Annotated in this window: 18 protein-coding genes; 9 read left to right on the top strand and 9 right to left on the bottom strand. The window is 35.7% G+C overall.

Annotation, left to right across the window (positions count from 1 at the left end; translation table 11 throughout):
• Positions 1–44: 44 nt before the first annotated feature.
• The 8 genes from C1T31_RS01590 (at position 45) to C1T31_RS01555 (ending at position 10,188) form a co-directional block, all read left to right on the top strand.
• Positions 45–695: a thymidine kinase gene (locus C1T31_RS01590; RefSeq protein WP_103050707.1), complete on the top strand. Its 651-nt coding sequence runs from the start codon at positions 45–47 to the stop codon at positions 693–695.
• Complete coding sequence (gene alr / locus C1T31_RS01585; protein WP_103051287.1) at positions 679–1,785, top strand: alanine racemase; 1,107 nt, start codon at positions 679–681, stop codon at positions 1,783–1,785. Before C1T31_RS01590 ends, alr begins: the two co-directional genes overlap by 17 nt.
• A 74-nt stretch (positions 1,786–1,859) precedes the next feature.
• Positions 1,860–2,261: a large-conductance mechanosensitive channel protein MscL gene (gene mscL, locus C1T31_RS01580; RefSeq protein WP_103050706.1), complete on the top strand. Its 402-nt coding sequence runs from the start codon at positions 1,860–1,862 to the stop codon at positions 2,259–2,261.
• Between the two features lie 113 nt (positions 2,262–2,374).
• Entirely contained in the window at positions 2,375–3,364 is a 990-nt protein-coding gene (locus C1T31_RS01575; RefSeq protein ID WP_103050705.1) for an aspartate-semialdehyde dehydrogenase, read from the top strand.
• A 166-nt stretch (positions 3,365–3,530) separates the two neighbouring features.
• Complete coding sequence (locus C1T31_RS01570) at positions 3,531–4,901, top strand: Ig-like domain-containing protein (protein WP_243398874.1); 1,371 nt, start codon at positions 3,531–3,533, stop codon at positions 4,899–4,901.
• Between the two features lie 16 nt (positions 4,902–4,917).
• Positions 4,918–6,996 (top strand): FG-GAP-like repeat-containing protein, encoded by a 2,079-nt coding sequence (locus tag C1T31_RS01565; protein WP_103050704.1) that lies wholly within the window; start codon positions 4,918–4,920, stop codon positions 6,994–6,996.
• Between the two features lie 158 nt (positions 6,997–7,154).
• Complete coding sequence (locus C1T31_RS01560) at positions 7,155–9,188, top strand: FG-GAP-like repeat-containing protein (RefSeq protein WP_243398873.1); 2,034 nt, start codon at positions 7,155–7,157, stop codon at positions 9,186–9,188.
• Between the two features lie 67 nt (positions 9,189–9,255).
• On the top strand, positions 9,256–10,188 hold the full coding sequence (locus tag C1T31_RS01555; RefSeq protein WP_103050703.1) for an ABC transporter ATP-binding protein: 933 nt from the start codon (positions 9,256–9,258) through the stop codon (positions 10,186–10,188).
• 12 nt (positions 10,189–10,200) lie between these two features.
• On the opposite strand, the gene mtgA is transcribed toward C1T31_RS01555, so the two are convergent.
• From mtgA to C1T31_RS01540, 3 genes are all read right to left on the bottom strand, one after another.
• Positions 10,201–10,884 carry a monofunctional biosynthetic peptidoglycan transglycosylase gene (gene mtgA, locus C1T31_RS01550; protein WP_103050702.1) on the bottom strand — a complete coding sequence of 228 codons (684 nt, stop codon included), beginning with the start codon at positions 10,882–10,884 and terminating at the stop codon, positions 10,201–10,203.
• Positions 10,885–12,003, bottom strand: a complete 1,119-nt coding sequence (locus C1T31_RS01545) for an NAD(P)/FAD-dependent oxidoreductase (RefSeq protein ID WP_103051284.1) — start codon at positions 12,001–12,003, stop codon at positions 10,885–10,887.
• A 74-nt stretch (positions 12,004–12,077) separates the two neighbouring features.
• Positions 12,078–15,146: a reprolysin-like metallopeptidase gene (locus C1T31_RS01540; RefSeq protein ID WP_103050701.1), complete on the bottom strand. Its 3,069-nt coding sequence runs from the start codon at positions 15,144–15,146 to the stop codon at positions 12,078–12,080.
• 8 nt (positions 15,147–15,154) lie between these two features.
• On the opposite strand from C1T31_RS01540, the gene C1T31_RS01535 reads away from it, so the two are divergent.
• Positions 15,155–15,760: a hypothetical protein gene (locus tag C1T31_RS01535; RefSeq protein ID WP_103050700.1), complete on the top strand. Its 606-nt coding sequence runs from the start codon at positions 15,155–15,157 to the stop codon at positions 15,758–15,760.
• A 28-nt stretch (positions 15,761–15,788) separates the two neighbouring features.
• Here the strand turns inward: C1T31_RS01535 and accC are convergent, their stop codons facing one another.
• The 6 genes from accC to pdxA form a co-directional block, all read right to left on the bottom strand.
• The gene (accC, locus tag C1T31_RS01530) at positions 15,789–17,141 is read right to left on the bottom strand and encodes an acetyl-CoA carboxylase biotin carboxylase subunit (protein WP_103050699.1); all 1,353 of its coding nucleotides are present in this window, start codon (positions 17,139–17,141) and stop codon (positions 15,789–15,791) included.
• A 101-nt stretch (positions 17,142–17,242) separates the two neighbouring features.
• Positions 17,243–17,731 (bottom strand): acetyl-CoA carboxylase biotin carboxyl carrier protein, encoded by a 489-nt coding sequence (gene accB, locus C1T31_RS01525; protein ID WP_103050698.1) that lies wholly within the window; start codon positions 17,729–17,731, stop codon positions 17,243–17,245.
• 34 nt (positions 17,732–17,765) lie between these two features.
• The gene (locus C1T31_RS01520; protein ID WP_103050697.1) at positions 17,766–18,761 is read right to left on the bottom strand and encodes a beta-ketoacyl-ACP synthase III; all 996 of its coding nucleotides are present in this window, start codon (positions 18,759–18,761) and stop codon (positions 17,766–17,768) included.
• 177 nt (positions 18,762–18,938) lie between these two features.
• Positions 18,939–19,142, bottom strand: a complete 204-nt coding sequence (gene rpmF, locus C1T31_RS01515; RefSeq protein ID WP_103050696.1) for a 50S ribosomal protein L32 — start codon at positions 19,140–19,142, stop codon at positions 18,939–18,941.
• 2 nt (positions 19,143–19,144) lie between these two features.
• Complete coding sequence (locus C1T31_RS01510; RefSeq protein WP_103050695.1) at positions 19,145–19,690, bottom strand: YceD family protein; 546 nt, start codon at positions 19,688–19,690, stop codon at positions 19,145–19,147.
• A 72-nt stretch (positions 19,691–19,762) separates the two neighbouring features.
• Positions 19,763–20,809 (bottom strand): 4-hydroxythreonine-4-phosphate dehydrogenase PdxA, encoded by a 1,047-nt coding sequence (gene pdxA / locus C1T31_RS01505; RefSeq protein WP_103050694.1) that lies wholly within the window; start codon positions 20,807–20,809, stop codon positions 19,763–19,765.
• Positions 20,810–20,811: the final 2 nt, after the last annotated feature.

The following is a 20,811-nucleotide window of genomic DNA, read 5'->3' as shown; positions in this document are numbered from 1 at the left end:
ATACAAAACGAACAATAAGTTTGTTTTAGTGTTAAAATTACAAAATGTTTCTCGAAAATACCGTAAATCATAAAGAACAATTTGGTTGGATTGAGGTCATTTGTGGATCTATGTTCTCTGGAAAGACAGAAGAATTGATTCGCAGGCTAAAACGCGCCCAATTTGCTAGACAGAAAGTGGAGATTTTTAAACCTTCCATTGATGTGCGATATGATGAGGACAAAGTGGTTTCGCACGATGAAAATGAAATTCGGTCAACGCCTGTTCCTGCAGCTGCCAATATTCCAATTCTGGCTGATGGTTGTGACGTCGTAGGGATTGATGAGGCCCAGTTTTTTGACGATGAAATTGTACGTGTTTGTAATGATTTGGCTAATAAAGGGGTCAGAGTCATTGTTGCTGGTTTGGACATGGATTTTAAAGGCAATCCTTTTGGGCCTATGCCCAATTTAATGGCTACTGCTGAATATGTGACCAAAGTCCACGCTATTTGTACCAAAACAGGAAATTTAGCACAATATAGCTACCGAAAAGCTAAAAGCGATGATTTAGTATTGCTTGGCGAGGTTGACGAATATGAACCCTTAAGTCGAGCAGCATTTTATAAGTCCATGCTTCGTGATAAAGTACGCAACATGAAGGTTAATGATGCAGAAGAAATTCAAACCAACAACAAGAATGGCAAAAGTGCATGAAACGGTTTTAGAGATTGACCTAAAAGCTTTAAAACACAATTTCCATTTCATTAAATCCAAACTTTTACCGGACACTAAAATTTTAGCAGTTGTTAAAGCCTTTGCCTACGGTAGTGATTCTATTGAGGTTGCTAAATGCCTTGAGAATCTGGCTGTAGATTATCTGGCAGTAGCTTACGTAAAAGAAGGTGTTGCTTTGAGAGAAGCTGGGATAAAATTGCCCATTCTTGTGCTTCATCCACAATCTGTGAATTTTAAAACACTCATAGATTATTGCCTTGAGCCCAGTATTTATAGTTTTTTTGTTTTGGATACTTTTTTAGAATTAGTTACAAAGGAAAAACTACAGGATTATCCCATACATCTGAAATTCAACACCGGATTAAACCGTTTAGGTTTTAAATCTCCAGATGTCGAATCTGTGATGACTAAAATTAATAATTCTGATAGCTTAAAGGTGAAATCCGTTTTTTCGCATTTAGCAGCTAGTGAGGATATAGATGAAAAGGCGTTTTCAGAAAACCAAATAAAAGCTTTCAAGGAAATTATTTCAAATATTGAGCCTTACTTGGACTATAAGCCCATCTATCATCTATGCAATACTTCAGGAATCATGAATTATCCCCATGCTCATTTTGATATGGTAAGAACCGGAATCGGACTCTATGGTTTTGGAAATTCTGATAAAATTGACACCCAATTAAAGCCAATTGCGACTTTAAAATCTATCATATCCCAAATTCATCAACTAGATGCTGGTGAAAGTGTTGGATACAATAGAGCCTTCAGAGCTTCAAAACCTATGAGATCGGCCACCATACCAATAGGTCATGCGGATGGTATTGGGAGACAATATGGTAACCAAAAAGGGTTTGTGACTGTTCGTGACCACAAGGCTCCAATTATAGGTAATGTTTGTATGGATATGCTCATGGTAGATATAACGGATATTCCCTGCCAAGAAGGTGATGAGGTCGTTTTGTTTGGAAAATCGCCTTCGGCAGTTTCATTTTCCCAAACTACCCAAAGTATTTCTTATGAAATAATCACTGGAATCTCGCAACGCGTCAAACGTGTTTATTTAAAATAAATACTTGTGAATGATTGTTTGTAGGAATCTTTTTGCTAAATTAGTTTTTGTAACATTAACTAAAAACTAACATTATGCTTAAAGAATTCAAGGAATTTGCCATGAAAGGCAATTTAGTTGACATCGCTGTTGCCTTTGTAATGGGTGCTGCTTTTAACAAGGTTGTTGCATCATTTACAGGAGGTATTGTATCGCCCCTTGTTGGGTTAATCTTTAATACTGATTTTAAAGATTTAAAATATGTTATCACCGAAGGAACAGCTAATGAGGCTGGAGAGGTTGTTGGTGAAGTAGCTGTTTTGTATGGTGATTTTTTGACTAATGTCATTGACTTTATTATTGTAGCCTTCGTTATGTTTATGCTCATTAAAGGAATAAACCGTATGAAGAAGAAAGAAGAGCCTGCTCCAGAAGCACCAGCTGGGCCTTCGGATAACGAATTGCTTCAAGAAATTAGAGATTTATTAAAAAAATAGTCGCTACACTATATATTCTAACCTTTAAACCACTTCAATTATGAAGTGGTTTTTTTGTGTTATTTTAAATCCAAAACATCAAGAATTAATTATTTTTGTAACAAATTAGGTTTATGAAAATAGCAGTTGTAGGCGCGACAGGAATGGTCGGCGAGGTTATGTTAAAGGTTCTTGAAGAACGTGATTTCCCAGTTACAGAATTAATTCCAGTTGCATCTGAAAAATCAGTAGGAAAACCTATTGATTTTAAAGGTAAAACCTATCACGTGGTTAATTTGGAAACTGCCGTGTCTCTAAAGCCTGAAATTGCATTATTTTCTGCCGGAGGAAGCACATCTTTAGAATGGGCTCCTAAATTTGCCGAAGTAGGCACCACGGTTATCGATAATTCATCTGCATGGCGCATGGATTTAGATAAAAAATTAGTAGTTCCCGAAATTAATGCCCAAGCTTTAACCAAAAGCGACAAAATAATTGCAAACCCTAACTGTTCTACCATTCAAATGGTTATGGTGCTAGCACCATTACATAAAAAATACACCATCAAACGAATTGTTGTTTCAACCTATCAATCTATTTCTGGAACTGGCGTAAAAGCTGTTAAACAACTAGAAAATGAATTGGCTGGTGTTAAAGGTGAAATGGCTTATCCGTATCCTATTCATCAAAATGCCTTACCTCATTGTGATGTTTTTGAAGAAAATGGGTACACCAAAGAAGAGATGAAATTGGTTCGTGAAACTCAAAAAATACTGGATGATAGGTCTATAGCAGTAACTGCTACTGCGGTAAGAATACCTACTGCTGGAGGACATAGTGAGTCTGTTAATGTTGAGTTTGAAAATGATTTTGACATTAATGAGGTGCGACAGTTATTAAACAATACTTCTGGTGTGGTGCTTCAAGACAATCCCGATGTAAACATCTATCCCATGCCCATTTATGCTCATGGAAAAGATGATGTTTTTGTTGGCAGAATCAGAAGAGATGGCTCACAGCCTAACTCTTTAAATATGTGGATTGTGAGTGATAATTTGAGAAAGGGAGCTGCAACAAATACCGTTCAAATTGCTGAATACTTAATAAAGAATAGTTTAGTTTAATTTTTTTTAAGATTTTGAGTAGGGTTTTTGTTTTCTTAATTGTTTAATTAGTGCTGATTGTCAGGGTTTTTTTAGTCTTGTTATCTAAAAAAAAGTGTATTATAACTAATTAATTATCTAGGTTTCAGCTTTGTAATTATATTTACTATCCAAATTTTTACCACAAATGATGAAAAATTACTTGACATCCTTACGCTTACTAGGCTTGATTTTGGTTTTTTTTTCTTGTAGTGATGATGACGCTAATTATTCCCCTTTAGTCATTACTGCTAATCCTGATTCAAGTGAAGTTTTTCAAAATACATCCGTAGAAATTGATGTTCTTGCTAATGACTTAAATGTGCCTAGCCAAGGAACACTTTCCGTTTCGACGACCTCAAACGCTACGTTTGAAGTTTTAACCAATGGAACACCTAATAACCCAAGCGATGATACCATACGCTACACACCTAATGGTATTTTTTCTGGAAACGACACCTTTCAATATACCATTTGTAACAACTCCCAAAATTGTGCAAGTTCTACTGTGACTGTAAATGTCAGACTAGTAACGCCAGTAAATTATGACCCTGATAATTTTCCTTTTGATACCCTTTCGGAGTATAATTTCTTTGAAGGTGATTTAAAAGACTTAAATCCAGTTTTTGGTGTTATTCCTTATGATATTAATTCGCCTTTGTTTACTGACTATGCTCATAAAAAACGATTTGTTTGGATGCCAAATGGTTCTCGCGCGGTTTATGAAAATGATTATACGCCATTAAATTTCCCTGTTGGTACATTTTTAATAAAGAATTTCTATTATGATAATGTCTTGCCTTCTGGTAACACAAAAATTATTGAAACACGATTAATGTACGTTACACCTGAAGGTTGGGAATTTGCAAAATATGTTTGGAACGATACGCAAACCGAAGCCTTTTTTACTAATGATGGTAGTTTTGTGAGTTTTGATTGGATTGAAAATTCTGAAACAAAAAGTGTTAATTATAGAATTCCATCTCGAGCAGAGTGCTTTACTTGCCATAATAAATTTGGTGAGCCACAACCCATTGGGCCAAAACCTCAAAATCTTAACAAGGATTATCCGTATGAAAATGGTTCTATGAACCAATTGCAAAAGTGGGTGGACTTCGGGTATTTAGAAGACACTTATCCAGATGATATTGAAACTACTGTAGCTTGGGATGATACCAGTGAACCACTGGATTTAAGGGTTCGTTCCTACATTGATATTAACTGTGCTCATTGTCATGCTGAACAAAGTTATTGTGAATACAGACCCATGCGATTTGGTTTCAACACAAATGATGATTTGACCAATATGGGTGTTTGTGTAGAGCCAGATACTAACATTGGTGCTGAATATCCATTCATTATGAATCCTGGAGATGCTGATGCTTCTGTTGTTATGTTCAGAATAAGCTCCATCGAAGAACAATATAGAATGCCCCTTTTGGGTAGAACCTTACAACATGTTGAAGGCGTTGAATTAATCCGTGAGTGGATGAATTCTCTTCCTGATAGATGTGAATAATATTCTAAATAATACTATGAAAACAAAACTACTTTTTTCGATAATTATCTGTTTGGCTACATTCCAAATGCATGCTCAACCAGGAAACGATACATTGGCAGGAGCCATACCTATTACACCATCGCCAGAAGGAACAGGTTGTGCGACTCCTACATTTAACCTGCCTTTTTCTACAGATGGAACAACTGACAGCAATTTACAAGGTAATTGTAGTGCTTCTGGATTAGACCAGTTTTTTTCTTGGACTGCTACTTCTTTAGGATTGTCATTTTCTTCACAAGCTCCTGGAAACCCAGGAATAGTTATTTGGAATACTGATGGAACAGTTGCTTATGATTGCGCTACTACTTTTTCAAATGAAACATTAAGTGGTTGGAATTTAGGTGATGATTTAATTATTCAAATTTATGATTTTGAAGGAACTGCGTTATCCGATGTGGCTTTTTGCCTGTCAATTAATAATATTGCTCCTCCACAACCATCTCCTATTACGTTTTCAACTCAAAATTTTACTTCTTTAGGTATTAATCAAATTAATTGGGCGGTTGTAGATATGAATGGAGACTTTTTGGACGATATCGTAACAGTAGGGTCTTATTCAACATCATCTATTAATGTGCAATTCCAAAATAGCGGTGGTGGTTTTACAAGTGTCGATATTGATACTCCTGACGCTGATTTTGCACCTTCATGGAGTATTGGTGCTGGGGATTATGATAGAAATGGCTATACCGATTTACTGTATGGAAATGGGAGCGGTGTGACATTTATGAAAGCTGAAGTTAATGTCGGGAACCTCAATAACGGTAATCCATTTGACGACGTCACAAGCTTTATCGAATCTTCTGGCTCTGAATATGTGTTTTCTCAACGTTCTAACTTTGCGGATATCAATAATGATGGTCATTTAGATGCTTTTGTCTGTCATGATGTTGCTCCAAACGTATACTATATAAATGATGGTGCCGGAAATTTAACATTCAATCAAGGTGGATTGGGCGATTATGCTTCAGGTGGAAATTATGGTTCTATTTGGATTGATTATGACAATGACGGCGATTTGGATATGTTTATTGCAAAATGTGGTGGGGAAACCGAACGTAGAAAAAATCAAATGTTACGAAATAACGGAGACGGAAGCTATACAGAAGTTGCTGCATCTTTAGGACTTGATGATCCTATGCAAACATGGTCTTCTGCTTGGGGTGATTTTGACAATGATGGTGATATGGATGTTTTTGTTGGAGCCAGTACTGGAACTCATAAATTCATGAGAAATGATGTCAATACTACAGGGGTTTTCACTGATGTAACTGTTAGTTCGAATGTAACTGACCTATCTACAACTGGACACGAAAATTTAGCTTATGATTTTGATAACGATGGGAATTTAGATATTGCCTCAAACGGTAATATTTTGTTTGGAAATGGCGATTTGACTTTTTACACGATAGAGAACCCATTTCCATATGTTAATGGTTCGTTTGGCGACTTAAATGATGATGGATTTATCGATGTCGTAACTCAATCTAATGGCGTTGGCACCGTTCATTTTAATGGTGGAACTAGCCATAATTGGATCAAAATTCATACTGTAGGAACGACTAGTAACATCAATGGTATTGGAGCCCGAGTGGAAGTTTACACAAGCTCCGGAATGCAAATTAGAGATGTAAAAAGTGGTTCAGGCTTTGCCTTTATGAGTAGTTTAAACACCCATGTTGGATTGGGTTCGGAAACTTCTATTATTAAAATTATAGTTAGATGGCCTTCTGGTTTTATAGATCAAATTGACAATCCAGCTATAAATCAATCATTAACAATTGTGGAGGGAGATCATTCTTTAAGTGTCGAAGATTTAACCCTTTCAAATCTTGTCATCTATCCAAATCCTGTTAGAGACAACTTATATTTTAAAACAAATCAGGATTTGTCACCAAAAATAGCAACTATATTCGATTTGAACGGCAAACGTATTTTAAATGGACGAATAGAAAATAATACGATTGATGTTTCAAGCCTTCAAAGTGGTATTTATTTATTGCGCATTGAATCAAATGGACAATTAATTACAAGGAAGCTCATTAAATTGTAATTTGGCTATACTTTTTTTAAACTAAATATCCTTTAGACAAAGTTTAATTTAGGCTTTTTGTTATTGTCAAAAAAATCAGTGACTTACATGATATGTTAATAATATTTTAGTACATTAGTGCCCCTATATTTAATTAATTAATCAAATTAATAGCGAATATGAAAAAATTATTACTCCTATTAACCCTATTTTCTACTCTACTTAACTATTCACAAACCAATTCAAATTCCTGTGCAGAAGCTGATGCCGACACTCCCATAACTGGGCCTGGGCTTTTCACCGTGGATGCAATAAATGGTGACATGCCTCCCGAGTTTTGTGTTGGAAACGGCACTAATGTAACGGCTGGAGAATGGTATAGATATACCCCAACAGAAGACACATATTTAACGGTAACCACTGAATTACAGCAAAACTCTGGAGGTGATACACGTGTTCACATCTACAGCGGAACCTGTGATGCATTAGTTTGTGTGGGTGGTGATGATGACAGTGGTAACATTGGTAATGGATACTTGTCTATTGCTTCTTTGGATGTTACTGGTGGAGAAACTTATTATATAGTTTTCGACGATAGATGGAATGCTGGAGGTTTTGATTTTGAAATTTACGAAGGTGACCCACCACCAGGACCAGATCCAGCACCAGTAACTTTTACAACCAGCAATATTCCTGTTACAGGAACCTTTAGAGCAGTTGTTGACATGAATGGCGATTATCTGGATGATGTTGTCTCAATTACTGCTACTAATGTCAATATTCATCTTCAAGATGGTGCAGGTGGATTCACCGAAACCAATATTACAACTTCAGCTGCTGATTTTACGCCAGGTTGGAGTCTTGCTGCTGGCGATTACAATGCTGATGGATTTACTGATTTATTATATGGTAGCGGAAGTGGTGTAACCTTCATGCGCTCTAATGGAGATTTTACATTTACTGAAGTATCAGGATCTGAATATGTGTTTTCTCAACGGTCAAACTTTGCCGACATTAATAATGACGGGCATTTAGATGCTTTTGTTTGTCATGATGTAGCACCAAATGTATATTATATAAATGATGGTTCTGGAAACTTAACGTTTTACCAATCAAATGTAACTGCTGATGCACCCGCAAACCTAGGCGATTATCCTTCTGGTGGTAACTACGGCTCCATTTGGATTGATTATGACAATGATCGTAATCTTGATATGTTTATCGCTAAATGCGGTGGTGAAGAAGCCAGAAGAACCAATCAAATGCATAAAAACAATGGAGATGGAACCTATACTGAATTAGCTGCAGGCATAGGTTTGGCTGATCCAATGCAAACTTGGTCGTCTGCTTGGGGTGATTTTGATAATGATGGTGATATGGATGTTTTTGTTGGCGCCTCTTCAGGAACACACAAATTAATGCAAAATAATGATGGCGTGTTTGTTGATGTCACTGCTGCTTCAGGAGTACCTACTCTTACTGCAACGGGAATTGAAAACGCTACTTATGATTTTGATAATGATGGTAATCTCGATATTGCATCAAATGGTCATATATTATTCGGAAATGGTGATATGACGTTTTCTGTTTTCACAAATCAAGTCTCCAATGGAGCTTTTGGTGATTTAGATAATGATGGTTTTATCGATGCATTTAATGGCAATACATTCTACAAAAATGAAGGCAACGATAATAATTGGATAACATTGACGACTGTAGGTACTGAAAGTAATATCAATGGAATTGGTGCCAGAATTGAAGTTCATACACCTTCAGGAATTCAAATTAGGGATGTAAGGAGTGGTGAAGGATTTCGTTTTATGAGTTCTCTAAATACTCATTTTGGTTTGGGAACTGAAACTGTTATTGATAATATCGTTATTTATTGGCCTTCTGGAATTATTGACAATATAGAAAATCCTGACATTAATGAAAGTATCATTATTATCGAAGGACAATCACTCACCGTTGATGATTACGAATTGACTGGTTTGACCATTTATCCAAATCCTGTTAAAAACACCATTAATTTTGATTCTGCTGTTAATTTAAATGGTAGAATTGCTACAGTATTTGACCTAAATGGCAAGCGTGTTCTTAATACTAAATTAGAGCAAAACTCACTTGATGTTTCCAATCTAAATACTGGTATATATGTTATCCGTTTAGAAAATGAAGGACGTGCAATAAATCGAAAGTTTATAAAAGAGTAATTTTTACGTTATTCCATATTAGATTCGCCCTTTATTGGGCGAATTTTTTTTGCCTTATTTTTGCAATATGCTACAAGTTAAAAACCTAACATTTGCCTATAATCATGATTCCATATTGAGAGAGCTTTCTTTTAAAGTAGAGGCTGGGGAACATGTTTCTATTATTGGCGCAAGCGGCTCTGGAAAAAGCTCCCTATTAAAACTTATATATGGTGAATTTGATCTAAACGATGGGCAAATATTTTGGAATGATACAGAAATACTTGGTCCAAAATTTAATCTTGTTACAGGTTATGATTTTATTAAATACTTGTCACAAGAATTTGATTTGATGCCCTACACAAGTGTCGAAGAAAACGTTGGTCATTATTTGTCAAATTTTTTTCCAAAAGAAAAAAAAGAAAGAATTAAAGAGCTTTTGGAAGTCGTTGAATTGTTGGATGTCTCACAAACCAAGGTAAAATTATTAAGTGGTGGACAAAAACAACGTGTTGCACTTGCTAGAGCTATAGCAAAAGATCCAAAACTAATCTTATTAGATGAACCTTTCAGTCATATTGATAACTTCAAAAAGCATACTTTAAGGCGTAAAGTATTCAATTATTTTAAGAAAAAAAACATTACCTGTATTGTTGCTACCCATGATAAAGAAGACGTGCTCGGATATTCAGATCGGGTTTTAGTTCTTCTTGACAAACAAATTATTGCTAATAACACTCCCAAGAATCTATTCAAGAACCCAAAATTACCAATCATTGCATCCTTTTTTAATGAGTTCAATATTTTAGACTCATATGGGATTGTTTATGCCCACGAGATACGTGTTTCAAAAAACGCTTCCCTACAGGCCATTGTGAAACAAAGTTTTTTTCGTGGGAAATATTATTTAATTGAGGCTGTATTCAACAAAGAATCTATTTTTTTTGAGCATGATTCTGAATTACCAGAAAATTCAATTGTAAATTTTGAGGTGTTTAGAAGTCAAACTAATGAGACTTAATACAGGTTAGAGTTATTTATTATATAAAAGTTTGCCGTGATTAGACATTTGTTTAATAATCCAATTCTTTCGAGACTGAATATATGTCGTTGCCGGATTTGCCCTATACTTTAAGGGGTTAGGCAAAATTGCAGCTATTGATGCCGCTTCTTGATTAGAAAGATTTTTTACTGATTTTTTATACCAAAATTGAGAAGCCGCTTCAGCTCCATATATACCATTACCCATTTCGATACTATTGAGGTAAACTTCCATTATCCGTTCTTTGCCCCAAATTAATTCAATTAAAAAAGTAAAATATGTTTCCAAGGCCTTTCGAAACCAACTGCGTTGAGGCCATAAAAAAACGTTTTTAGCCGTTTGTTGGCTTATGGTACTTCCTCCTCTGATGCGCTTCCCTTTTTTGTTGTTTTCAATGGCTTTTTCAATGGCATTTATGTCGAACCCATTATGTTTTAAAAAGTTCTGATCCTCGCTACAAATAACGGCTAGCTGTAATTTCTGTGAAATCTCTTCAAGAGGAACCCAATCATGTTTTAAAACAATTTCTTTATGGTCTTGATTTTGTTCATAAGCCCGAATAACCATTAATGGTGTAATAGGTACTGGTAGCCATTTATATATTAATACTAATAAAATGGAAAACAGGAACAATCCGAATAGAATTCTCCATAAAATCTTAAACAGCTTTTTCATTTATGATGATAATAATTGTGCCATTTGTGTGCCAACATTACTTCCAATTGCTACACCCATACCTCCGAGCCTAATTCCGCAAAAAACATGATTACTAATTTGCTTAACAATGGGTTTTTTTTGAATTCCAACACCCATAATCCCACTCCATCTATGATCAATTTCAAAAGACTGGTGAGGAAGAATAGTTTCTTTTAAAAGTGCTTCCAGTTTATCCTGAATAAGTTTTGTTTCGTCAAACTCAATGGTTTCTTCTCCTTTTAAATCCAAATTTCTACCGCCTCCTAATAATACTCTGTTGTCTATGTTGCGAAAATAATAATACCCTTTATTCAAATGAAAAGTGCCTTTTATGTTAAGATTTTCGATAGGTTTAGTTATTAAAACCTGTGCTCTAGCCGGTTTAACTGATTCGTTTAAGAGTTGTTGAGAAAATCCGTTTGTTGCAATAAATAGTTTGTGTGTCCTAAACTGTAAGTAATTTGTATCAATATCAACACCGCCTATTGACTCCTCAAAACTTTCAACAGTTATACTATTAAGAATTTTAACGCCATTTGCCTGTACTTTTAATAGTAAGGCTTCCATCATTCTACCTGTATCAATTTGTCCTTCGTATTGATTGAAAATTAAGCTGTTTTGTATGTTCCCGAAATTAAAAACATTCGACTCTTTTCTAAAAACATCACCATGAAAAATAGGCTTTAGTAATTTATTAATCTCTTCCAATTTACCTAATGATTCATCATATCCATCATAATTGTCATTTGAAAATAATTCATACCCGCCATACTGTTTAAAATCAATTTTCGAATCTGATAAATTGCATCGCAGTTTGTCTAAACCCTCTTTTCGCTCTTTTACTAATTCAAAAACTTCTTCTTCTGTATGCGATTTTAAATCTTCTAAAATCTCACTGATACTTCCAAAACATGCAAACCCAGCATTTTTAGTACTGGCGCCTTGAGGTAAAATACCACGTTCTAAAACGACAATTTTAGAAAATGGATAAGCTGACTTCAATTCCAGAGCACAACTTAATCCAACTATACCACTTCCTACTATGGTAAAATCAACATTACTAAACCAAGATTTGATTTCCCAATAAGAGAATTTCATTTGCATATGAATTTTAATAAATGTAATAAAAAAAGCCCCAATTAGGGGCTTTAATTTTATTGGTTAAAAGACTATTATTTAATAATAAGTTTTTTGGTGGCAGTTCTAGTGCCACTAGTAACTTGCAGCATATAAACTCCTGTTGAAGCAGAACTTAAATCAATGGTTTTATTGAATGCTGTTGTATTTTTAAACTCATTGTTATAAACTTTTCTACCTCTAATATCATACAATCCAATAGTAACATCTTCATGTGAGCTCAATTCAATTGTAACCTCTCCATTTGTTGGGTTAGGATAGATGTTAAAAACATCAAAACCAAACTCGTCAACACTTAACCCATCAACTATCTGGATGTTTACTAATAAATTAGGCAATGTTCCTCCGTTGTTGTCGTCAACATCTACTCTAAATCCATCCGTAGCATCAACATCTGATGTTGTTGTATATGTTACATTTCCATTATTAATATCGGCTTGAGTAAAAGTATCGTTTAGTGCCAATGATGAACCATTCAAGTACAATGTTCCTTCGGTTGGCAACACCGTTAGTGTAAACTCAATATTAGAAGCGTTTACAGTATTTGGACTAGCTACTTCTAAATGGGTATTATCAACTGTAGCTGTTGAAACGACATCAACCTCAACTGTAGATTGTGTAATTCTTTCTGGTGCTAATACAGCTACAAACCCAGATTTACAAATCTCTACATCAGCAAAATTAAATACCATGTTTGATGTTCCGATGTTGGCCGCCATGAGTACCCAAGTTCCATTCATTTCTTCTCCATATATATTGCTTAAAGGCTCTGGATTGGTAATTGGAACTGGCATAGCTGTTCCTGTAACTGGATTCGTTCCACAAACAACTGATTCAGTTGACTCTTGATCCCAAGTTACCTGCATATTCGATCCTGTTGCACACGGCCCTGCAGGATACAAATACGCTCTTGTGCCATCAGCACTAATGATAGCCATGTGTAACTGATTTAAAGCAGTTGAAGATATGTCATATTTAACATTGACATCAGTTATGATACCACTATCTGTTACGCTTACTGGAATTTGTTCAAAAACAGTTGCAGAGGTTGGTAACGTTTCATTTAAGTTAAATGTATATGTTTCGCAAACGTCTCCAGCTGTAATATTGTAGCCTATTGCTATTCTACCTGTAGTAATATTGAAGAAAATATTTCCATTTCCTTTGACCATAACAACACAGTTTTCAGCCAAAACATCTGGAACAATTATATCGGCAGATCCATTATTTGGTACAGCAGTTGCTAATACAGTATCAAACGTTCCTCCTCCATTAGTGGATAAGAGAATATCAACATTAGGCGTATTTACTGCTCCAGCATTGGTTCCAGCAACATTCCATGTAATAGTCTCTGTATTGCCTCCAGACCAAGTTACTGGTGAACTTTGAGATGTTACAACAAATGGTCCTGAAGATGTTGATGTAGTCGCAGTCATAATATCTGTAGCTGTTTGGCCACCTCGAACATCATTATCTCTTACAGTAACCCTAAAGTTAATGGCTCTTGATATTGAAGCTAATCTCTCCCAAGTAGTTGAACCTCCTGATTGTAACAAATCTGGAATATTAGGAATATATCTAGTCGGATTGGTTGTGCCTTGAAAAGAACGCACAAGTGGGCCTGATGCAGTTGTCTCCGTTGGAACTCCAGATGGTCCTAAATCCCATTGTTCCCACGTATAGGTGTGAGTATCCGTTGTTTCTCCATCCGTTGAAGAAGCTGTAAGCATGTACGGAGTCGAAATTGGAATGGTGTATGACGCTCCTGCTTCAGCTGTTGGGGCCGCATTTCCTGTTGAGGTTTGAGCGCCACATTGACTGTTTCCAGCGGAAACATTAGCCCAAATTCTCTGTAAACTAATCTGGTGAAAATAATCATCACTATTACCCTGAACATTTTGAGGTGCACAAATACCTGCATAGGCCATTATAGTTGTACCACTTCCTGGCTCATAAGCGTTTGCAGATGACCTGTTCCCTCCTGCGCAATTACCAGTATCTCCATTAAACGTATGTGGAGAACCAAATTGATGACCCATTTCATGTGCTACGAAATCTATATCAAAACCATCACCAACTGGATTTGGTAAGCCAGTAACACCACGTGCCTTACTTCCAAAAACACATGGGGAGTTCAATTGAGCGATACCTCCACCACCAGTACTGAATACATGGCCAATATCATAATTAGCACTACCTATAGTAGCATCAACAGCTACTTGGTTTTGATTTAACATTGTAGCACCATCATTATTAGTGTAGGTGTCCGAGGTAATATTAATAATATCTAAATTATTCGGTATAATGGTCATGGTTATTGAAAGTTCTTTTTCATAAAGACCATTAACTCTTGTCATGGTTACCACCATAGCAGCTAAAACAGCATCTTTTCTTGCGGCTACGGTGTCGCCAGCAGTTAAACCTGCTGCTGTCCAATGAAACTCTGCATATTCAATTGTACAGGCCAATGCTAATCTAAAGTTTCTCATCTGACCATCATTGGCATTTCTTTCGGCTTCGAAATCAATGTCAATATCTTCCACGATTCCATCATCATCAAACTCACAAACATAATTTCTATCGCCAAAAGGTAAATCTCTTTTAGAATAAACAATATATGAGTTAGCATCTCTAGTATAAGGATCAATAAACTCACTGCCTGTTTCAGAAGATAATGTCATTGTGTGCAACCCTTGAGGGGTAACACTGAAGCGTATAATGGTTTCTGGATTTTCAACACTCTGCCCAACATAAGATCTAATATTTGGATATTGAGCCTGAAGCTCATTTGCCAGAATAGATGCTTCGTATACTCTATAAGAGTCGAATGAACCATTTGAATTTGGAAAATCAACTATTACATTAGATGACAAGCTGTTATCTCTTTGAGGGGCTCCTCTTAACAACTGATTTAATTGAGCAATATCTAACTGGTAGAAGTCTGCTGCGGTTGGAGTAGACTTTCTGAAAACCAAATTATCACTGTTTAGTTGATTTTTTGTGACTTTTGTCCACATAGATTGTCTGTTTTGTGAAAAGCCAAAAACAGAAAAGACCAAAGTCAATAGAATAGTTAAACTTAACTTTGTGTAGTAATTTCTCATAGCGAAAAATGTTTAAATTAATTTATCCTATAAAATTAACACCTTATCTTCAAAATAACAAAGAAATAAAGTCTATTGTAAAAAGATTTATATTTGTTTACATGAAAACCCATTTAATTGTTGTGTTTTGTACTTTATTTTTTGCATGTAAATCAGGACAGCAAACCAACGTATCAGAAAAATTAGAATCCCTTTGTCCGAATGATGGCACTTGTTCTTTTGAAGTGCTGAAAAATAAGTCTATTGATTTAAAATTTGATGGTCTAGGCCAATTGTATCCGGATATTATCGACTCTAATAAAATGGTTGTAAAATTTGAATACAAAAGAAATGAAATTCCAAACACAGCTGATAGCGGTTACAGAGAAATTATTTATCTAGAGCTCGAACCAAATAAACCTGAATTGGATATTAATGATTCTGAACTTGAAATAACCAAAGCTTTGTTTGCAAGGCTTTGTTTTTGCAGAGGCCAAACAGGTTACTATAGAATTAACAAAGGATCCCTTTCAGTAAAAGGAATTAAAGAAGGGCTTTACCGTTTGGAGTTTAGTTTTAATATTGGAGAGGTTCCGCAAATAATAAATTCTGTTTCAGGGAATTTTAATATATGAAAATAGCCTCTAAATTAGAGGCTATTTTTTAATTTTCAACTGGTTTTTCAATAACAAAATCTTCCATAAATTTTGTTGTATAATTACCCGCTAAATAATCAGGGTTTTCCATTAATTGCCTATGGAACGGAATGGTAGTTTTAATGCCTTCAATGACAAATTCATCCAATGCACGCTTCATTTTATTGATAGCTTCTTCCCTTGTTTGGGCAGTTGTAATTAGTTTTGCTATCATGGAATCATAATTGGGTGGTATCATATAGCCCGCATAAACATGCGTGTCTAATCTGACACCGTGGCCACCAGGTGCATGAAGAGTTGTAATTCGGCCAGGAGATGGTCTAAAATCATTAAACGGATCCTCGGCGTTGATTCTACATTCTATGGAATGCAAATTAGGCGTGTAGTTCTTTCCAGAAATCGGTACACCTGCTGCTACCAATATTTGCTCACGTATTAAGTCGAAATCAATAACTTGCTCGGTTATTGGGTGCTCCACTTGAATACGGGTATTCATTTCCATAAAATAAAAATTCCTATGCTTATCAACTAGAAACTCAATAGTTCCTGCTCCTTCATATTTAATGAATTCGGCTGCCTTAACAGCTGCTTTACCCATTTTATCACGAAGCTTATCCGTCATAAAAGGAGATGGCACTTCTTCTGTCAACTTTTGATGTCTTCTTTGTATAGAACAATCTCTTTCTGACAAATGACAAGCCTTTCCAGTAGAATCTCCTACAATTTGTATTTCAATATGTCTTGGCTCTTCTATGAGTTTTTCCATATACATATCATCATTGCCAAAAGCTGCTTTAGATTCTTGTCTGGCGGAATCCCAAGCTGCTTTCAAATTTTCTGGCTTCCAAACGGCACGCATTCCTTTTCCACCTCCACCTGCTGTTGCTTTAAGCATCACAGGATAGCCAACTTCTTTTGCTAGCTTCTCACATTCTTCAAAATCAGCAATGATGCCTTCACTTCCTGGTACGCAAGGAACACCAGCAGCTTTCATGGTGGCTTTTGCAGTAGCTTTGTCTCCCATTTTGGAGATCATTTCTTCAGAAGCGCCAATAAACTTTATACCATGCTCTTCACAAATCTTTGAAAATTTGGCATTTTCAGATAAAAATCCATATCCGGGATGAATAGCATCAGCGTTGGTTATCTCTGCAGCCGCAATAACATTGGATATTTTTAAATATGATTCACTACTTGGCGCAGGCCCTATACATACAGCTTCATCGGCAAACTTAACATGAAGGCTGTCAGCGTCTGCTGTTGAATAAACGGCAACCGTTTTGATGCCCATTTCTTTACAGGTTCTAATAACACGAAGTGCTATTTCTCCTCTATTGGCAATTAATATTTTTTTAAACATAACTTGCTTGATTAAAAATTTCAAATTCCAAACTCCAAACTCCAAGTTTTTGGATTTTTGAGTCCCATTAATATGGGAAGAGAATTGGAATCTTTAAAAGGTTATGAAGGATCAACCAAAAATAATGGTTGATCAAATTCAACAGGCGATGAATCATCGACAAGTATTTTAACTATTTTACCAGAAACTTCGGATTCAATTTCATTAAATAGCTTCATCGCTTCTATAATACACAGAACATCTCCCTCTTTAATTGTTTGTCCAACTTCAACAAAAACTGGTTTGTCTGGAGATGGTTTTCTATACAATGTCCCAATTATAGGAGACTTTACTGTAATGTACTTTGAGTCATCTGCTGCTACAGGTGATGCTGCTTCAGGAGCGGCTGCAGCAGGTGCAGGCGCTGCTGCTACTGGAGGAGCTTGTGGTACTGGCGCGCTGACTGGTACTTGTTGCACATAAGTAGTTGTTTCTTTGTCATCACCACCTGTTTTAATGGTAATTTTGACATCCTCTGTTTCTAGCTTGACTTCGCTAGCTCCAGATTTAGCTACAAATTTTATTAAATTTTGAATATCCTTTAAATCCATAATTATTCAATTTTTAAAATAGTTAGTTTGTTAGTTAGGAGTTATATGCCCATGTTAAATATATAGAGCCCCAGGTAAATCCACCGCCAAATGCGGCAAAAATTAACTTATCGCCCTTGTTTAATTGAGATTCATAATCGTTAAGCAGTAAAGGTAATGTCGCTGAAGTTGTGTTTCCATATTTATGGATATTCATCATAACCTTTTCTGGATCTAGATTTATTCTACTGGCCGTAGCGTCAATAATACGCTTGTTTGCTTGATGAGGCACTAGCCATGCGATATCTTCATTAGTAAGATTGTTTCTTTCTAATATTTTTTCAGATACATCAGCCATATTGAATACAGCATTTTTAAACACGGTTTTTCCGTCTTGAAAAACATATTGCCCCCCTTTTTCAAGAGCTTCGGGCGTAATTTGATAAGAGGACCCTCCGTAAGTTGCTTGTAAAAACTCCCTTCCAGAACCATCACTTCTCAAGTACTCATCTTGTAAGCCATATCCTTCTTCATTTGGTTCGAAAAGAACAGCGCCTGCGCCATCTCCAAAAATAATACAGGTCGCTCTATCTTCATAGTTAATCATTGAAGACATCTTATCGGCTCCTATTAGTAAGACTTTTTTGTATTTACCTGATTCAATATATCTAGCAGCCACAGACATGCCATATAAGAAACTTGAACACGCTGCCTCTAAATCAAATGAAAATGCATTCGTAGCTCCTATTTGAGTTGCTGTGTAAGCAGACGTAGCAGCAGCTTTCATATCGGGTGTTGCAGTAGCAACAATCACTAAATCTATCTCTTTGGGGTTTAATCCTTTTTTATTAATAAGATCTTTGGCGGCATTTATGGCAAGAAAAGATGTGCCTTTTCCTTCTTCTTTGAGAATTCTTCTTTCTTTAATTCCTGTGCGTGTGGTTATCCACTCGTCATTGGTGTCAACCATTGTCTCAAGTATTTGGTTGGTCAACACATAATCTGGTACATATGCACCTACAGCTGTTATGGCTGCTGAGATTTTACTCATACCGTTATAACTATTTAACTAAAACCGTATAAAAAATACTGATTTCGTTCAAAAATTGACAAAATCAGCTAGTTTTAGTCTAATTTTATGCAAATTAAGTGGTTTTTGCTTTCTATAAAAATTTATCATAAAAAAAACGCTCATAAATGAGCGTTTTATTATATGCATGCATAGTAACTATGCCAAGTTTTCTACTTCTTCAGAGTTGTCAATCAATACTTGACCTCTGTAATAAAGTTTTCCTTCGTGCCAATGAGCTCTGTGGTACAAGTGTGCTTCTCCAGTAGTAGGACACGTAGCAATTTGAGGGGCTGTTGCCTTATAGTGTGTTCTTCTTTTATCTCTTCTCGTTTTAGAGATTTTTCTTTTAGGATGTGCCATTTTTATTCTTCTTTATCCGTTAATAGTTTCTTTAAAGTATTCCATCTCGGGTCTGTTTCTTTGCCCGAATTATTCAATGTTTCTTTTTGAGGACTTAATTCTTCTAATTTATCAAGAATTTCTGAACCTAATGATCCGTCTGCAACCCCTGGGTGAATTCTCTTACTAGGTACTGCCAAAACAATAAGCTCATAGATATACTGTTGAATGTTTACTTCGTAGGCTCCATGAGGCAAAATCAATAAGTCTATTTCTTCATCATTGAATTCATCTCCAAACTTTACCACCAAATCAAAATCACTTGAGATTTTTTGATCGTAGGGCTCATTAGTTAAATCACAATAAACGTTGACAAATCCAGAAATTTGAAAATTCAACTCCATCAATGTCGTTTTTTTATTTAGCTCTAAAACTACCTCAACTGAAGCATCGTTAAAATCTTGATAATCAAAAAAATCAAAGAACGCCTTGTCTATTTTAAACTCAAATTGATGTTTTCCTTCTTTTAACCCAACAAAAGGGATTGTAAATGTTTTCAATTCCTTCATTCTCCATCTATTTTGAGCCTGCAAATATATAAAATATTATTTACCTTATGACGGTTATAAACATTTTTTTGTTTATATCTTTTTTTGACCCTTTTTTAGTGGGTTTTCATTTAAGATGCTGTTTTCCAACCTGTTTCTATAAAGTTTAATGGCCAAATAAATGGCTTCTCTAAAGGAGCTTTCATTAGCCTCCCCTTTTCCAGCTATTTCATAAGCCGTTCCGTGGTCTGGCGAAGTGCGAATTTTAGAAAGTCCCGCTGTGTAATTAACCCCTTTACCAAACGATAAGGTTTTAAAAGGAATGAGTCCTTGATCATGGTAGGCGGCAATAATAGCGTCAAAGTTTTTATAATTACCCGAACCAAAAAAACTATCCGCGGCATAGGGTCCATAAACTAGCTTACCTGAATCAACTAACTCTTTGAGTGCTGGCCTAAGTACCGTGTCATCTTCTTTTCCAATAACACCATTGTCTCCCGTGTGCGGATTAATACCCAAGACGGCAATTTTTGGACGTCTGATATTGAAATCCATTTGTAGTGTAGAATAAACCGTATTGATTTTTTTGTCAATAAGTGCCTTGGTAATGTTTTTAGAAATGTCCTTAACGGGAACATGGTCCGTCAAAAGCCCTACTTTTAAACCATTAGAAACCATAAACATGAGGCTTTCCCCTTCTAGTTCTTTATTGAGAAAGTCTGTATGGCCAGGAAATTTAAACTTATCTGATTGAATATTGTGTTTATTGATTGGCGCGGTAACCAAAACATCTATGGCATCAGATTTTAATGCTTTAGTGGCCTCTTCCAATGATTTAATAGCCAGCTCGCCCATTTTAGGATTTTCCTCTCCAAAATTAATATCAACCTTATCATGCCAGGCATTAAACACATTAATTTTGCCGTGAACAATATCTGTTAACTTATTTATACCATTAAAAGACACATTGAAATTAAAATGATTTTTTAAAAAAGAAATGGTTTTAACCGACGCAAAAATTACTGGAGTAAAAAACTCCAAGGTACGACTGTCCTCTAGCGTTTTCAGGACTACCTCGCCTCCTATACCATTCAAATCGCCTATGGATATTCCTACGATAACATTTTCCTCTTTCTTCATTT

The sequence above is a fragment of the Hanstruepera neustonica genome (genome assembly GCF_002895005.1).
Lineage (GTDB): Bacteria > Bacteroidota > Bacteroidia > Flavobacteriales > Flavobacteriaceae > Hanstruepera > Hanstruepera neustonica.
This window is presented reverse-complemented; position numbering and strand designations above follow the sequence as displayed.

Bases quoted from the DNA above. Each gene is read 5' to 3' on its own strand.
- C1T31_RS01590 (WP_103050707.1), top strand. From the start codon at position 45: ATGTTTCTCGAAAATACCGTAAATCATAAAGAACAATTTGGTTGGATT.
- alr (WP_103051287.1), top strand. From the start codon at position 679: ATGGCAAAAGTGCATGAAACGGTTTTAGAGATTGACCTAAAAGCTTTA.
- mscL (WP_103050706.1), top strand. From the start codon at position 1,860: ATGCTTAAAGAATTCAAGGAATTTGCCATGAAAGGCAATTTAGTTGAC.
- C1T31_RS01575 (WP_103050705.1), top strand. From the start codon at position 2,375: ATGAAAATAGCAGTTGTAGGCGCGACAGGAATGGTCGGCGAGGTTATG.
- C1T31_RS01570 (WP_243398874.1), top strand. From the start codon at position 3,531: ATGATGAAAAATTACTTGACATCCTTACGCTTACTAGGCTTGATTTTG.
- C1T31_RS01565 (WP_103050704.1), top strand. From the start codon at position 4,918: ATGAAAACAAAACTACTTTTTTCGATAATTATCTGTTTGGCTACATTC.
- C1T31_RS01560 (WP_243398873.1), top strand. From the start codon at position 7,155: ATGAAAAAATTATTACTCCTATTAACCCTATTTTCTACTCTACTTAAC.
- C1T31_RS01555 (WP_103050703.1), top strand. From the start codon at position 9,256: ATGCTACAAGTTAAAAACCTAACATTTGCCTATAATCATGATTCCATA.
- mtgA (WP_103050702.1), bottom strand. From the start codon at position 10,884: ATGAAAAAGCTGTTTAAGATTTTATGGAGAATTCTATTCGGATTGTTC.
- C1T31_RS01545 (WP_103051284.1), bottom strand. From the start codon at position 12,003: ATGAAATTCTCTTATTGGGAAATCAAATCTTGGTTTAGTAATGTTGAT.
- C1T31_RS01540 (WP_103050701.1), bottom strand. From the start codon at position 15,146: ATGAGAAATTACTACACAAAGTTAAGTTTAACTATTCTATTGACTTTG.
- C1T31_RS01535 (WP_103050700.1), top strand. From the start codon at position 15,155: ATGTTTAAATTAATTTATCCTATAAAATTAACACCTTATCTTCAAAAT.
- accC (WP_103050699.1), bottom strand. From the start codon at position 17,141: ATGTTTAAAAAAATATTAATTGCCAATAGAGGAGAAATAGCACTTCGT.
- accB (WP_103050698.1), bottom strand. From the start codon at position 17,731: ATGGATTTAAAGGATATTCAAAATTTAATAAAATTTGTAGCTAAATCT.
- C1T31_RS01520 (WP_103050697.1), bottom strand. From the start codon at position 18,761: ATGAGTAAAATCTCAGCAGCCATAACAGCTGTAGGTGCATATGTACCA.
- rpmF (WP_103050696.1), bottom strand. From the start codon at position 19,142: ATGGCACATCCTAAAAGAAAAATCTCTAAAACGAGAAGAGATAAAAGA.
- C1T31_RS01510 (WP_103050695.1), bottom strand. From the start codon at position 19,690: ATGAAGGAATTGAAAACATTTACAATCCCTTTTGTTGGGTTAAAAGAA.
- pdxA (WP_103050694.1), bottom strand. From the start codon at position 20,809: ATGAAGAAAGAGGAAAATGTTATCGTAGGAATATCCATAGGCGATTTG.